A 14,078-nucleotide genomic window follows, 5' to 3' on the forward strand; every position below is an offset into this window, starting at 1 on the left:
CTCATCGCGGATAAATCCGCTCCTACAGGTTTCGTGTAGGAGCGGATTTATCCGCGATGAGGCCGGCACAACCCGTAGAGATTTGAGCAAGGACCCAAGATGAACCACCGCACTGCCCTCGGCGCCCTGCACATCGGCGCGTTGTTCTTCGGCCTGACCGGCGTCTTCGGCAAGCTGGCCACCAGCGCCAGCCCGGCGATCATCGTCTTCGGCCGCGCCGCGTTCGCGGTACTGGCCCTGGCGCTGTTCGCCAGCCTCACCGGTCCCGGCTGGCGACGCCTGAGTGGCCAGGACATGCGCCGCCTGCTGTTCGGCGGGGTGTTGCTGGCCGGCCATTGGGTCAGCTTCTTCATCGCCGTGAAAGTCGGCGGCGTGGCCATCGCCACCCTGGGCTTTGCCAGCTTCCCGGCCTTCACCGTGATCCTTGAAGGCTTGCTGTTCCGCGAACGCATCCGCCGCAACGAAGGCGTGCTGGTGGTGCTGGTCAGCATCGGCCTGATACTGGTCACCCCGGCATTCGACCTGGCCAGCCAAGCTACCGGCGGCCTGCTCTGGGCTTCGCTCTCCGGCTTGCTGTTCTCGCTGCTGTCCTTGACCAACCGCGCCGGCTCTGGGCGCTTGCCGGCCGTGCAGGCGGCACTGTGGCAGAACCTGGTGGTCGGCTTGTGCCTGCTGCCCTTCGCCGGCCCAGGCCTGAGCCAGGTAGCCACCCTGGACTGGCTGTGGATCGCCCTGCTCGGGGTCTTCTGCACCGGCGTCGCCCATAGCCTGTTCGTTGCCAGCCTGGGAGTGATCAAGGCGCGCACCGCCGCCGTAGTGTTCGCCATGGAACCGGTTTACGGCATCGCCGTGGCCTGGGCGGTGTTTGCCGAAACGCCAACCCTGCGCATGCTGTTGGGTGGCGTGCTGATCATCTTTGCCATCGTGCTGTCCAGCCGCATGGCCGCCGAGCAACCTCCCAGGCACAAGCCCGTGGCCGAGGGCGCCTGATCAGCGATCGTTGTGGCCCAGGTCGCGTTGCGGGTCGATCTGGTCGCGCACACGCTGCTTGAGCACCTTGGCCTCGGGGAAGCCTCCGTCAGCCTTGCGCTCCCAGATCTGTACGCCATTGCAGGTGATGCGAAAGACCCCACCACTGCCCGGTTCCAGCGCTACCCGGCCAAGGTCGTCGGTGAAGGTGCTGAGCAGCTCCTGGGCCAGCCAGGCGGCGCGCAGCAGCCACTGGCATTGCGTGCAATATGTGATGACGATTTCCGGCTTGTTGTCGGCCATGCTGAAGCATCTCCAGATAAGGGGCCGCTTATACTAGCGGTCTTTAGCCTTCGGTTTGAGACTCACGATGCGCCGCCTGCTGTTCTGCCTTTTGCTGACACTCACTGCCTTGACCGCATTCGCCGCCGAGCCCGCCCACCCCAAGGTCGGCCTGGTGCTGTCTGGCGGTGCCGCCCGTGGCCTGGCCCACATCGGCGTGCTCAAGGCCCTGGAGGAACAGGGCGTGCACATCGACGCCATCGCCGGCACCAGCATGGGCGCGGTGGTGGGCGGGCTGTATGCCTCCGGCTACAGCGTCGAAGAGCTGGAAAAACTTGCCACCACGCTGGACTGGCAGCAGGCGCTGTCCGATGCACCGCCACGCAAGGATGTGCCGTTCCGGCGCAAACAGGATGACCGCGACTTCCTGGTCAAACAGAAGCTGAGCTTTCGCGACGACGGCAGCCTGGGCCTGCCCCTGGGCGTGATCCAGGGCCAGAACCTGGCGCTGCTGCTGGAAAGCAAGCTGGCCCACACCGCCGACACCCGCGACTTCGACAAGCTGCCGATCCCCTTCCGCGCCGTGGCCACCGACATCGCCAACGGCGAAAAAGTGGTGTTCAGCCGTGGCCACTTGCCACAGGTGATTCGCGCGAGCATGTCGATCCCGGCCGTGTTTGCCCCTGTCGAGCTTGATGGCCGCCTGCTGGTGGATGGCGGCATGGTCGACAACATCCCCCTCGACGTGGCCCGGGAAATGGGCGTCGACCTGGCCATCGTCGTCGACATCGGCACGCCGTTGCGTGACCGCAAGCAACTGGCCACGGTGGTCGATGTGCTCAACCAGTCGATCACCCTGATGACCCGGCGCAATTCCGAGGAACAGCTGGCCAGCTTGCACCGCGACGACATCCTGATCCAGCCGCAACTGGCCGCCTTTGGCGTCACCGACTTCGGCCGCGCCCAGGACATGATCGACGCAGGCTACCGCGCCACCCGCCTGCTCCACACGCGCCTGGCCACGCTGCGCCAGCCAGAGAGCGACGCCAGCCTGGCCGTGGCCCGCTCGCCAGGCCAGCGCACGCCGGTGATCACCGCGATCAGGATAGAAAACGACTCCAAGGTCAGCGACGACGTGATCCGCTATTACATCCGCCAGCCAATTGGCGAGCCGCTGGCGCTGGACCGCCTGCAGACCGACATGGGCACCCTGTATGGCCTGGACTACTTCGACCGGGTGCAGTACCGCGTGGTGCACAAGGGCCACGACAACACCCTGGTGATCAATGCCCGCGGCAAGCGCGGCGGCACCGACTACCTGCGCCTGGGCCTGAACCTGTCGGATGACCTGCGTGGCGACAGCGCCTTCAACCTCGGCGCCAGCTACCGTATGAACGGCATCAACCGGCTGGGTGCGGAATGGCTGACGCGCGCCCAGATCGGCGACCAGCAGGAGCTGTACAGCGAGTTCTATCAGCCGCTGGACGTGGGTTCGCGCTACTTCGTCGCGCCTTACCTGGACCTGGGTTCGCAGAACATCGAAGCGACTCTGGACAACGACCCGATCGCCGAGTACCGGTTGGAGCGCTATGGCTTCGGCCTCAACGTCGGGCGCCAGATCGGCACGTCCGGCGAAGTGCGCCTGGGCGTGGGCAAGGCCTGGGGCGAGGCCGAAGTGCGTATTGGCGATCAGGACCTGCCCTCGGCCAGCTTCAACGAAGGTTTTTACGAGCTGAAGTATTCGTTCGACACCCTCGACAACGTGTACTTCCCGCACAGTGGCGAGGACATCGGCCTGACCTTGCGCAAGTACGACCAGTCGCTGGATTCGGATGACGAGTACCGGCAGTGGCTGCTGAACCTGGACAAGGCATTCAGCGTCGGGGCGAACACCTTTGTGCTGGGTGGGCGTTACGGGCGAACGCTGGACCCGACGGAGGTGGTGACGTCAAGTTTCGTGTTGGGGGGCGCGCGGGAGTTGTCGGGCTTCCGCCAGGACTCGGTGTCAGGGCAGAACGTCAGCCTGCTACGGATGGTGTACTACCGGCGCCTGACACCAAGGGCCTATCTGCCGTTGGACTTCCCGTTGTATATCGGCGGGTCGCTGGAGCGTGGGCGGGCCTGGAACAACGACAACGAGTTCGACAGTGGCTACATCAATGCGGCGAGCATCTTCCTGGGGCTGGAGACGCCGTTGGGGCCGTTGAACCTGAGTTATGGGGCCAACACTGCCAATGAGCAGGCGGTGTACCTGAACCTGGGGCATACCTTCTAGAGGGCTGGAGCCGCTTTGCGGCCCTTTCGCGACACAAGGCCGCTCCTACAGGGGATCGCATATGCCTGTAGGAGCGGCCTTGTGTCGCGAAAGGGCTGCGAAGCAGCCCCCGGAGGGATCAGGACTTTTCGAGGTTGGCGAGGATCTTGGCATGCACCCGCATGCATACTTCCAGATCCGCCTCATCCACGCCCGTGAAAAGCTCCAGGCGCAGGGCGTTGGCAATGGTTTCGATCTGCTCGATCAGCGGCTTGGCCGGTGGGCACAGCAGGATCTTTTTCGCCCGCCGGTCCTCCAGCACCGCCTGGCGGCGCACCAGGCCCTGGCTTTCCAGGCTGTCGAGCAGCCGCGCCAGGGTCGGGCCTTCAACGCCCACGCTCTGCGCCAGCTCGCGCTGGGTAGGCGCTTCTTCGAAACGGGCCAGGTGCAACAACACCAGCCAGCGCGCCTGGGACAGGTTGAGCCCGGCCAGGCGGCGATCCAGCTCGGCACGCCAGCCGCGGGACATCTGCGCCAGCTGCATGCCGAAGCGGTGTTGGTTGTCGGTCAGGGGCATAAGCAACTCAATAGACTAGAACTAATTGTTAGTCAGCTAACCATGCTCCGGGGCATCAGGCAAGGCTGCCCGCCGCGGAAACACCCGATAATCGTCAAAAAGGATGACAAACATCAGCAGTTGACAGAAATGCCGCCCATCAGAGCTCGAACTCCGCCGCCAGTGCCGCACGTATGCAGTACAGCACGCCTTCCGGCACCCGGGCGCCGAACAACGGTGCAATCGCCGACACCGGCGGCAGCTCGCCTTCGCCGTCGAGGAAGGCATCCTGCACTTCCATCATCAGGTCTTCCGGCAGGTCCAGCGCTTGCTCCAGGCTCAGTTCCTGGCGCCCAAGGGCCTCGGCCAGCAGGCTGTAGACGTTCTTCTCACTGCAGTTGAGCTGCCCGGCGATCTGCGCCGGGGTCATGCCGGCGCGGGCCAGGCTGACCAGTTCGTGGCGCAGGTCGAGCACCACCTTCGGCGCCTCCTCGGTGCCACCGGCACCGTTGAGCACTTCGAGGAAGGCCTGGCCGTAGCGCTCCAGCTTGCGCGCACCCACACCGCTGACCTGGGCCATGTCGCCGAGGCTGATCGGCTGGCTGCGGAGCATTTCCAGCAGGGTGGAATCGGGGAAGATGACGTAGGGCGGCACGCTGTGCTCCTCGGCCAGCTTGCGCCGCAAGGTGCGCAGCGCCTCCCACAGTTCGCGCTCTTCGGCGCGTACCAGCTGGCTGGCCGGGCTGCCGCCGCTGGAGGCAGCCTTTGCCACGGTCTGTGGCTTGAGGTCGCGGCGCAGCTGCAGGTTCACCTCGCCACGCAGCAGTGGCCGGCAGCTGTCGGACAGGCGCAGGCCACCGTAGCCTTCCAGGTCGATGTCGACCAGCCCGCGCGCCACCAGCTGGCGGAACAGCGAACGCCATTCGGCCTCGGCCAGGTGCTTGCCGACACCGAACACCGAAAGCTTCTCGTGGCCAAAGTTGCGCACCTTCTCGGTCTCCTTGCCCAGCAGCACGTCGACCAGGTGGCCTACGCCGTAGCGCTGGCCGGTGCGGAACACGGCCGACAACGCCTGGCGGGCAGGCTCGGTGGCGTCCCAGGTCTGGATCTGGTCGACGCAGTTATCGCAGTGGCCACAGGGTTGTTCGAGTGTTTCGTCGAAATAGGCCAGCAGCGACTGGCGGCGGCAGCGGGTTTCTTCGCACAGTGCCAGCATGGCGTCGAGCTTGTGCTGCTCGATGCGTTTGTGGCGCTCGTCACCTTCGGAGTTCTGCAGCATCTGCTTGAGCATCACCATGTCCTGCAGGCCGTAGGCCATCCAGGCATCTGACGGCAACCCGTCACGGCCGGCACGGCCGGTTTCCTGGTAATAGGCCTCGAGCGACTTGGGCAGGTCGAGGTGGGCTACGAAGCGCACGTTGGGCTTGTCGATGCCCATGCCGAAGGCAATGGTGGCGACCATGATCAACCCTTCCTCGTTGAGGAAGCGGTGCTGGTTGGCCGCACGGGTCTCGGCGGCCAGGCCGGCATGGTACGGCAGCGCCGGGAAGCCTTGCTCGCAAAGGAACGCGGCGGTTTCATCGACCTTCTTGCGCGACAGGCAGTAGACAATGCCGGCGTTGCCACGGCGCTCGCCGAGGAAGGCCATCAGCTGCTTGCGTGGCGACTCCTTGGGCACGATGCGATAGAAGATGTTCGGCCGGTCGAAACTCGACAGGAAGCGCTCGGCGCCCTGCAGGTGCAAGCGCTGGACAATCTCCTCGCGGGTACGCATGTCGGCGGTCGCGGTCAGGGCGATACGCGGCACGTGCGGGAACAATTCGGCCAGCTGCCCCAGCTGCAGGTACTCCGGGCGGAAGTCATGGCCCCATTGCGATACGCAGTGAGCTTCGTCGATGGCGAACAGCGAAATATCGAGATCGCGCAGGAAGTCCAGCATGCGTGGCTGCACCAGGCGCTCCGGCGCCAGGTAGAGCATCTTCACCTCGCCCCGGCGCAAGCGCCCGGCCAGGTCACGCTGCTGCTCCGGGCTTAGCGTGGAGTTCAGCGCCGCCGCGGCGACGCCGAGTTCATCGAGGGTGGCGACCTGGTCGTCCATCAGCGCGATCAGCGGCGACACCACCACCGTCAGGCCCGGGCGCAACAAACCAGGCACCTGGAAGCACAGCGACTTGCCGCCACCGGTAGGCATCAGCACCAAGGCATCGCCGCCATTGGCCACGCATTCGATGATCGCTGCCTGGCGCCCACGGAAACTGTCGTAACCGAAGATATCCTTGAGAACGCGCTGAGCCTGTTCGAGCATGTGCAACTCCACAAATCGCCGTACCATCCTGGACACAGGCTGGACGAAAAACCCGCCCCGCACACGCCAAAAGCGTAAGCGGCTTTTGCCAGATGGACGGGAAATCCCGCACCTGGATGAAAAACGGCGGAGTATACCGTAGTGCTGGCCCGCACAGGATGCCCGGTGACAGACGTTCCCTTTGCCCCGCTGCCGCCGCAAGGTGCTAGAATTCACTATCGTTTATTCCCCAAGGTAGCCCTGTAATGTCCTTCGCCGAGCAACTGACCCGCCTGCAAGCCTTCCTCGACGCCGACGAGCTGCACGAAGAAGCGCTGGACTACGTCGCCGCACACGGCTACCTGACCGCGCTGTCGATCTGCTCCGAAGTCGTTCCCGAGCGTGAATGGATCGACGCGCTGTTCGCCGAAGAGCCCCATTACGCCAGCGATGCCCAGCGCACCGAGATCGAAGCGACGCTGGTAGCCCTCAAAGGCCACATCGCCCGCCAGCTGGCCAGCGATGAAGAATTCGACCTGCCATGCGACCTTGACCTGACCGACGAGCCGGACGATTCCGACCTGCGCGGCTGGTGCATCGGCTTCATGGAGGGCGTGTTCCTGCGTGAAGAGGCCTGGTTCGAGAACGCCGAAGAAGAAGTCAGCGAAATGCTGCTGCCGATCATGGTCGGGTCCGGCCTGTTCGACGAACAGCCTGAGTTCGCTGACATCGCCAGCAACGCCAACCTGCAGGACGACATGATCGTGCAGATCCCGGAAGCGCTGAGCGCGCTGTTCCTGCTGCTGCACGCTCCAGAAGAGAAGCCGGCGCTGCTCAAGCCACGCCACCACTGAGTCGGCCGTGCGCTACCTGCTGCTGGCCGTCGGCTGGCTCAGCGTTGCGCTGGGGGTGCTGGGGATCTTCCTGCCGGTGTTACCCACCACCCCGTTCCTGCTGCTGGCTGCGGCCTGCTTCGCGCGCAGCTCGCCGCGCTTTCACGATTGGCTGGTCAACCATCCCAAGCTTGGGCCGTGGATCCGTGACTACCTGACTGGCGAGGGTATTCCGCTCAAGGGCAAGGTCTACGCCATCGGCCTGATGTGGGCGAGCATCGGGCTGTCCTGCTACCTGGTACCACTGTTCTGGGCCAGGGCCTTCATGCTGACCAGTGCGGTGCTGGTCAGCCTGTACATCCTCAAGCAGAAGACCTTGCGCCGATCGGGCTGACCCGTGCTATCGCCTGTTCTGGCCTCTTCGCGGCTAACGCCGCTCCTACAGGTACTCTGGCACCTGTAGGAGCGGCGTTAGCCGCGAAGAGGCCAGAACAGGCTGATCAGACCGTATCCACCTTCAACGAATGGTCATTGATCATCCCGTTGATGATGGTCGCAGTATCATGCCCCGCTGAAATCACCCCGCCCGCCCCTGCCGTCACCCCGTAATGCTGGGCCAGGTCGACCCCGGCCAGGTCGATGGTCTGGGTCGGCGCCGCGCCCGCCACACTGCTGACTTCGATGGTCGAGACCACATGGGTGCCGCTGCCACTGACCTTGAAGTGCAGGTAGTCATCCAGCGAGGCCGCCGTGGCATTCTCGCCCTGCAGCAGTTGCGACAGGTCCAGACGGTCGCTGCCCGGAGTGAAATCAGTCACCGTGTCATGCCCGGTGTCACCCTTCTGCCAGACGAAGGTGTCGTTGCCGTTGCCACCGGTCATGATGTCGTCACCCGGCCCGCCGATGAGGATGTCATTGCCATCACCGCCCTTGAGCACATCGTTACCCCGGCCACCGCTAAGCGTGTTGTCGCCGGCATCGCCGATCAAGGTGTCGTTGTAATCGGAGCCGATCAGGTTCTCGATGCTGATCAAGGTGTCGATGCCTGCGGCACCGGTATTCTGTGGCCCGTGCAGGCTGAGGTCGACCGTCACACCTGCGGTGGCCGAGGCATAGCTGGCGGTATCGTTGCCCGCGCCGCCATCGAGCAGGTCGTTGCCAAGGCCGCCGATCAGCAGGTCATCGCCATTGCCGCCGTGCAGGGTGTCATTGCCCGCACCGCCCACCAGCACATCATGGCCGTCACCACCGTTGAGGATGGTGTCGGCATTGCTTGCCATCAACACATCATCGCCTGCCGTGCCGTTCAAGGTGCTGCCGGCCTGGTAAGTGATATCCACCGCGCCAGCCGCACTGCCGCCATGGCCATCGGTGACCGTGTAGCTGGCCTGATGCACGTCATTCACGGCGTTGCTGTAGTCCACCACCATGCTCAGCTTGTAGTTTTCGGCGGCCTTGCTGTTGTCCGAGGGGTTGATCTGGTTGACCACATGGATGCTGTACACCCCGTCATGGCTGGCGGTGAAGCTGCCGCCATCGGTAATGGGCTGGTAGCTGCCGCTGGCATCCTTCCACTCCAGGCCCAGGTTGCCGTCGGGGCGGTCATGGTCCAGGTGAAGGGTCTCACCCTTGCGCAGGCTGACGGTGATCACATCTTCGGCATTGGCATGGCTGCTGTTGATGTCGCCCAGGTAGCCGAGTACCACCAGCGCTGCGGTCATGCTGCCAGCAGCAGTGGTGAAGGCGCTGCGCTCCAGGGCCTTGAACTGGTTGTCGAGCGAATTGCCCTGGCCATCGAAGGTGATGTTCGGGACGCCAGTGCCGAGGGTGAAGCCGGCCCCCTTGTCGGCAAAGTTGGTGTTCACAGTGATCGGCGCCGCACTCAAATGGTCGTTGTCGAGATCACTGTCATTGGCCAGCAGCACTTCGGACGGCAAGGTGATACTGGCGCCGGTGATGTTGGTGATGACATGGTCGGCCACCGCCACCGGTGCATGGTTGCCATTGACCATTACCAGCAGGTCGGCACTGCTGGTATCGCCGTCATTGTCGCTGACCGTGAAGCCGAAACGCTCGGGCGGGCTGCTGTCATTGCCCTTGGGTGGCGTGTAGGTGAACTCGCCGCTGTCCATGTTCACCAACAGGCTGCCGCCCAGGCTGGTCTTGATGGTCAGCGTGTTGCCCGTGGTGTCGAAGCTGGCATTGTCTGCGCCACCAGTGACCGAGTACCCACCCTGCCCCGCGTTGGCTTTCGGGTCGTAGGTGTAGGTGATGCCGTCGACCAGCAGTGCCTTGATGAAGCCGCCATCGGCACCGAAGGTGCCATCGCTGAGTAGGCTGCCGGTAATCGGCGAACCCTGCACGGTACCCGACAGCACGCCATAAAGCTGGTTGAAGTCGCTGACGATCACTGCATTGGTGTCGGCATGGCTGCTGCCGTCATAGGCCAATGGGTTCAGGTTGTCCGCGTTGACATCCTTGCCCAGGCCAATGGCGTAGGACTTGATGCCGTTGCTGTCGAGGAACGTCTCCCAGCTGGTTTCGCGCGAAGCGGTCATGGCATGCCCGGAGCTGGGCTCGCCATCGGAGAAGAAGTAACTGACGTTCTGCGCATCCGCCAGCTTGCCATTCTGGGCATAGGCCGTCTGGGCAGCGGTGGCTGCACTGTCGTAGTAGGTCGAACCACCGGCGTGCAGGCCGTTGACGATCGACTTGGCGACGTCGATGCTGACCCACTCCGCCGACTGGATCTGCGCACCACCGCTGAAGGTGACGATCTGCACCTTGATGTCACCCATGCCGTCGTACTTGTCGAGCAGCGCAGCGATGGCATGTTTGGCCGCGTCCAGCCGGGTCAGGCCGGGTATGCCGGAAGCAGAATCCATGCTGCCGGACACATCGATCACCAACAGGATGTTGGAATCCAGATGGCCCGGCGTGATGCTGCGCTCGGCACAGACCGCATTGGGTACATCGTCGACGATGGTGATGGCGATGTTGTTGGTGATGCTGTGGCCCAGTGAGTCGGTCGCCTTGTAAGTGAAATACTCGACCGCCGAATCGGCGCCCGGGGTATTGGCAGGTGAAGTCAGCGTATAGGTGTAGCTGCCGTCAGGGTTGATGCTGATCTGCCCATACTGGCCGACAGCGTTGCCAACCAGGCTGAAGGTCAGCGCCCCCACGGCATTGGAAACGGAGCCTGCCAGCGAGCCGCTCGCCGTTTCACCGGTCGAGGTCGGGTCACTGCCCGTGACGCTGCCGGCTGCCAGGTCATTGCCGTCCTTGTGCAGGTCCAGCGCTTTCTCGTACACCGTGACTTCCTGATCCCCGCAAACCTGGAGCCTTGGGTCATGCACGTTGATGGCCAGGGTCGTGGTGCTCTCGTCGCCATCGGCATCGCGGAGGGTGTAGACGAAGGTGTCGACGGCATCCCGCGGCGATACCACGTCCGGGTTGGAGTGGTAGACCGCGTTGCCCTTCTCGTCGATGGTCAGGTAGCCGTACTGGCCATTCACCTGAGTGTTCAGCTGGCCGATGGCCGAGGTGCTGGTGTCGCTACCGGCGCGCACACCGACCACGTAGTTGCCGTCGCTGCGCACGTCGGCGCCGACCACATCGTTGTACATCACGTTGCCGCGTACGTCCTCGCCCTTGTACACGCTGACAAAATCGCTATGGGCTTGCGGCACGTCGTCGACGATGGAGATGATGATGGTGCTGGTGGCCGAATGGCCGTAAGCGTCCTGAACCTGATAAGTAAAGGACTCCGTCACGGTGTTGGCACCGTCGTTGGCATGCACCGGCGAATTGGCCGGTGAGGTCAGGGTATAGGTGTAGCTACCGTCGGCATTGAGATGAATCTGGCCGTACTGGCCGACTGCATTACCCACCAGGCTGTAGGACAAAGCGCCTATCCCGCCAGAAGCCAAGCCGGCCAGGCTGCCAGTGGCTGTTTCGAGGGGCGATGTGGGGTCACTGCCAGTGACTGTGCCTGCGGCGAGGTCGCTGCCGTCCTTGCTCAGGTCCAGGGCTTTTTCGAACACCGTGACGCCGCCCTCCATGCACACTTCGATGCGCGGGTCATGCACGTTGATGGTCAGGGTCGTGGTGCTTTCGTCACCATCGGCATCGCGGAGGGTGTAGACGAAGGTGTCGACGGCATCCCGTGGCGACACCACGTCCGGGTTGGAGTGGTAGACCGCGTTGCCCTTCTCGTCGATGGTCAGGTAGCCGTACTGGCCATTCACCTGGCTGTTTAGCTGGCCGATGGCCGAGGTGCTGGTGTCGCTACCGGCGCGCACACCGACCACGTAGTTGCCGTCGCTGCGCACGTCGGCGCCGACCACATCGTTGTACATCACGTTGCCGCGTACGTCCTCGCCCTTGTACACGCTGACAAAATCGCTATGGGCTTGCGGCACGTCGTCGACGATGGAGATGACGATGGTGCTGGTGGTCGAGTTGCCTACCGAGTCTTTTACCTGGTAGGTGAAGGTTTCGGTGACGGTGTTGGGGCCGTCATTGGCGTGGGTCGGCGAGTTGGCCGGCGAGGTCAGGGTGTAGGTGTAGGTACCGTCCGCGTTCAGGTGAAGCTGGCCGTATTGGCCCGTGGCATCGCTCACCAGGCTGTAGGTCAACGCACCGACACCGCCGCTGGCAGAACCGACCAAGGTGCCGGTGGCGGTTTCACGGGTCGAGTCCGGGTCGCTGCCGGTGACACTGCCGGCGGCCAGGTCGTTGCCGTCCTTGTGCAGGTCCAGGGCGTTTTCGTAAACCGTGACATCACGGTCGGCGCAGGCCATCAGCGAGTTGTGCACGTTGATGGTGATTGTCGTGGTGCTTTCGTCACCATCGGCATCGCGGAGGGTGTAGACGAAGGTATCGACGGCATCCCGTGGCGACACCACGTCCGGGTTGGAGTGGTAGACCGCGTTGCCCTTCTCGTCGATGGTCAGGTAGCCGTACTGGCCATTCACCTGAGTGTTCAGCTGGCCGATGGCCGAGGTGCTGGTGTCGCTACCGGCGCGTACACCGACCACGTAGTTGCCATCGCTGCGTACGTCGGCACCGACCGCGTCGTTGTACATCACATTGCCGCGTACTTCGTCCCCCTTGTACACACTGGTGTAATCGCTGTGGGCTTGCGGCACGTCGTCGACGATGGAGATGACGATGGTGCTGGTGGCCGAATGGCCATAAGCGTCCTGAACCTGATAGGTAAAGGACTCCGTCACGGTGTTGGCACCGTCGTTGGCATGCACCGGCGAATTGGCCGGTGAGGTCAGGGTATAGGTGTAGCTGCCGTCGGCATTGAGATGAATCTGGCCGTACTGGCCGACTGCATTACCCACCAGGCTGTAGGACAAAGCGCCTATCCCGCCAGAAGCCAAGCCGGCCAGGCTGCCAGTGGCTGTTTCGAGGGGCGATGTGGGGTCACTGCCAGTGACTGTGCCTGCGGCAAGGTCGCTGCCGTCCTTGCTCAGGTCCAGGGCTTTTTCGAACACCGTGACGCCGCCCTCCATGCACACTTCGATGCGCGGGTCATGCACGTTGATGGTCAGGGTCGTGGTGCTTTCGTCGCCATCGGCATCGCGGAGGGTGTAGACGAAGGTGTCGACGGCATCTCGCGGCGACACCACATCAGGGTTGGAGTGGTAGACCGCGTTGCCCTTCTCGTCGATGGTCAGGTAGCCGTACTGGCCATTCACCTGGGTGTTCAGTTGGCCAATGGCCGAGGTGCTGGTGTCGCTACCGGCGCGCACACCGACCACATAGTTGCCATCGCTGCGCACGTCGGCACCGACCACATCGTTGTACATCACGTTGCCGCGTACGTCCTCGCCCTTGTACACGCTGACAAAATCGCTATGGGCTTGCGGCACGTCGTCGACGATGGAGATGACGATGGTGCTGGTGGTCGAGTTGCCTACCGAGTCTTTCACCTGGTAGGTGAAGGTTTCGGTGACGGTGTTGGGGCCGTCATTGGCGTGGGTCGGCGAGTTGGCCGGTGAGGTCAGGGTGTAGGTGTAGGTACCGTCGGCGTTCAGGTGAAGCTGGCCGTATTGGCCCGTGGCGTCGCTCACCAGGCTGTAGGTCAGCGCACCGACACCGCCGCTGGCCGTGCCCGCCAGGCTGCCGGACGCGGTTTCACGGGGCGAGTCAGGATCGCTGCCGGTGACACTCCCCGGGGCCAGGTCGTTGCCGTCCTGATGAACATCCAGCGCACTTTCGTGGACCGTTACCCCGCCAACGGGTCCGGCGACGAGCGAGCAGTCCTGCACATTGACCGTGATGGTCGTGGTGCTCTCGTCGCCGTCAGTGTCACGAATGGTGTAGACGAATACATCGCTGGCGCCTGGTGGCAGCACTGCATTCGGGTTGGCGTGATAGATCGCGTTACCAGCCGCATCGATGGTCAAGGTGCCGTACTGGCCGGCGATCTCGGTATTGAGATTGCCGATGGCGGATGTCGAGGTGTCGGAGCCAGCGCGTGCACCGACCACGACATTGCTGGTGCCTGCCTGATCTGCGCCCAGCTTGTCGTTCCAGAGGACATTGCCCGTGACAGTCCCACCTTCCACGACGCTGGTGGTATCTGCCCCTGCCTGCGGCACATCATCGACGATATTCACGTCCAGGCTGCCGGTGACGGTGCTGCCGTCGACGTCTTTGGCGACCACCTCGAAGTGTTCGCTGATGCTGTTGCTGCCGGCACCGTCCGGGTGGCTTTCGTTGCCGGTCAGGGTGTAGCTGTAGCTCACCACCCCAGTGCTCGGGTTATAGCCAGTGATGGTCAGGGTGTTGCCTTCCGGGGTGGTCACCGATTGCGGGAAGCCGGCCGCCACGCCTCCCGTCACTACCGAGATGCCACCCACCGTCAGGCTTTGTAGGCCATCCGGT

At 63.6% G+C, this 14,078-nt stretch carries 8 protein-coding genes; 4 read left to right on the forward strand and 4 right to left on the reverse strand.

Annotation, left to right across the window (positions count from 1 at the left end):
* The first annotated feature begins 99 nt into the window (after window positions 1–99).
* Window positions 100–990 (forward strand): DMT family transporter, encoded by an 891-nt coding sequence (locus APH27_RS23295; RefSeq protein WP_060486009.1) that lies wholly within the window; start codon window positions 100–102, stop codon window positions 988–990.
* Here the strand turns inward: APH27_RS23295 and APH27_RS23300 are convergent, their stop codons facing one another.
* A complete protein-coding gene (locus APH27_RS23300) occupies window positions 991–1,272 on the reverse strand; it encodes a SelT/SelW/SelH family protein (protein ID WP_027921059.1) in 282 nt (93 codons plus the stop codon).
* A gap of 67 nt (window positions 1,273–1,339) precedes the next feature.
* On the opposite strand from APH27_RS23300, the gene APH27_RS23305 reads away from it, so the two are divergent.
* Window positions 1,340–3,526, forward strand: coding sequence for a patatin-like phospholipase family protein (locus APH27_RS23305; protein WP_060486010.1), 2,187 nt, complete (start codon window positions 1,340–1,342; stop codon window positions 3,524–3,526).
* Between the two features lie 118 nt (window positions 3,527–3,644).
* On the opposite strand, the gene APH27_RS23310 is transcribed toward APH27_RS23305, so the two are convergent.
* Entirely contained in the window at window positions 3,645–4,082 is a 438-nt protein-coding gene (locus tag APH27_RS23310) for a MarR family transcriptional regulator (protein WP_027921057.1), read from the reverse strand.
* Between the two features lie 139 nt (window positions 4,083–4,221).
* A complete protein-coding gene (recQ, locus tag APH27_RS23315; RefSeq protein WP_027921056.1) occupies window positions 4,222–6,366 on the reverse strand; it encodes a DNA helicase RecQ in 2,145 nt (714 codons plus the stop codon).
* A gap of 245 nt (window positions 6,367–6,611) precedes the next feature.
* Here recQ and APH27_RS23320 point away from each other — a divergent pair, with 245 nt between their 5' ends.
* Both APH27_RS23320 and APH27_RS23325 read left to right on the forward strand, forming a co-directional pair.
* Window positions 6,612–7,199: a YecA family protein gene (locus APH27_RS23320; protein ID WP_027921055.1), complete on the forward strand. Its 588-nt coding sequence runs from the start codon at window positions 6,612–6,614 to the stop codon at window positions 7,197–7,199.
* A gap of 7 nt (window positions 7,200–7,206) precedes the next feature.
* Window positions 7,207–7,572: a YbaN family protein gene (locus APH27_RS23325; protein WP_027921054.1), complete on the forward strand. Its 366-nt coding sequence runs from the start codon at window positions 7,207–7,209 to the stop codon at window positions 7,570–7,572.
* A 106-nt stretch (window positions 7,573–7,678) separates the two neighbouring features.
* Here APH27_RS23325 and APH27_RS23330 read toward each other — a convergent pair.
* Window positions 7,679–14,078: Ig-like domain-containing protein (locus APH27_RS23330; protein ID WP_371262732.1), on the reverse strand; the 6,400-nt coding region annotated here is incomplete at its 5' end.

The sequence above is a fragment of the Pseudomonas sp. NBRC 111123 genome, assembly GCF_001320205.1.
Classification (GTDB): Bacteria; Pseudomonadota; Gammaproteobacteria; order Pseudomonadales; family Pseudomonadaceae; genus Aquipseudomonas; species Aquipseudomonas putida_J.

Coding starts and splice junctions, on each gene's coding strand:
- APH27_RS23305 (WP_060486010.1), top strand. CDS start 1,340: ATGCGCCGCCTGCTGTTCTGCCTTTTGCTGACACTCACTGCCTTGACC.
- APH27_RS23320 (WP_027921055.1), top strand. CDS start 6,612: ATGTCCTTCGCCGAGCAACTGACCCGCCTGCAAGCCTTCCTCGACGCC.
- APH27_RS23310 (WP_027921057.1), bottom strand. CDS start 4,082: ATGCCCCTGACCGACAACCAACACCGCTTCGGCATGCAGCTGGCGCAG.
- recQ (WP_027921056.1), bottom strand. CDS start 6,366: ATGCTCGAACAGGCTCAGCGCGTTCTCAAGGATATCTTCGGTTACGAC.
- APH27_RS23295 (WP_060486009.1), top strand. CDS start 100: ATGAACCACCGCACTGCCCTCGGCGCCCTGCACATCGGCGCGTTGTTC.
- APH27_RS23300 (WP_027921059.1), bottom strand. CDS start 1,272: ATGGCCGACAACAAGCCGGAAATCGTCATCACATATTGCACGCAATGC.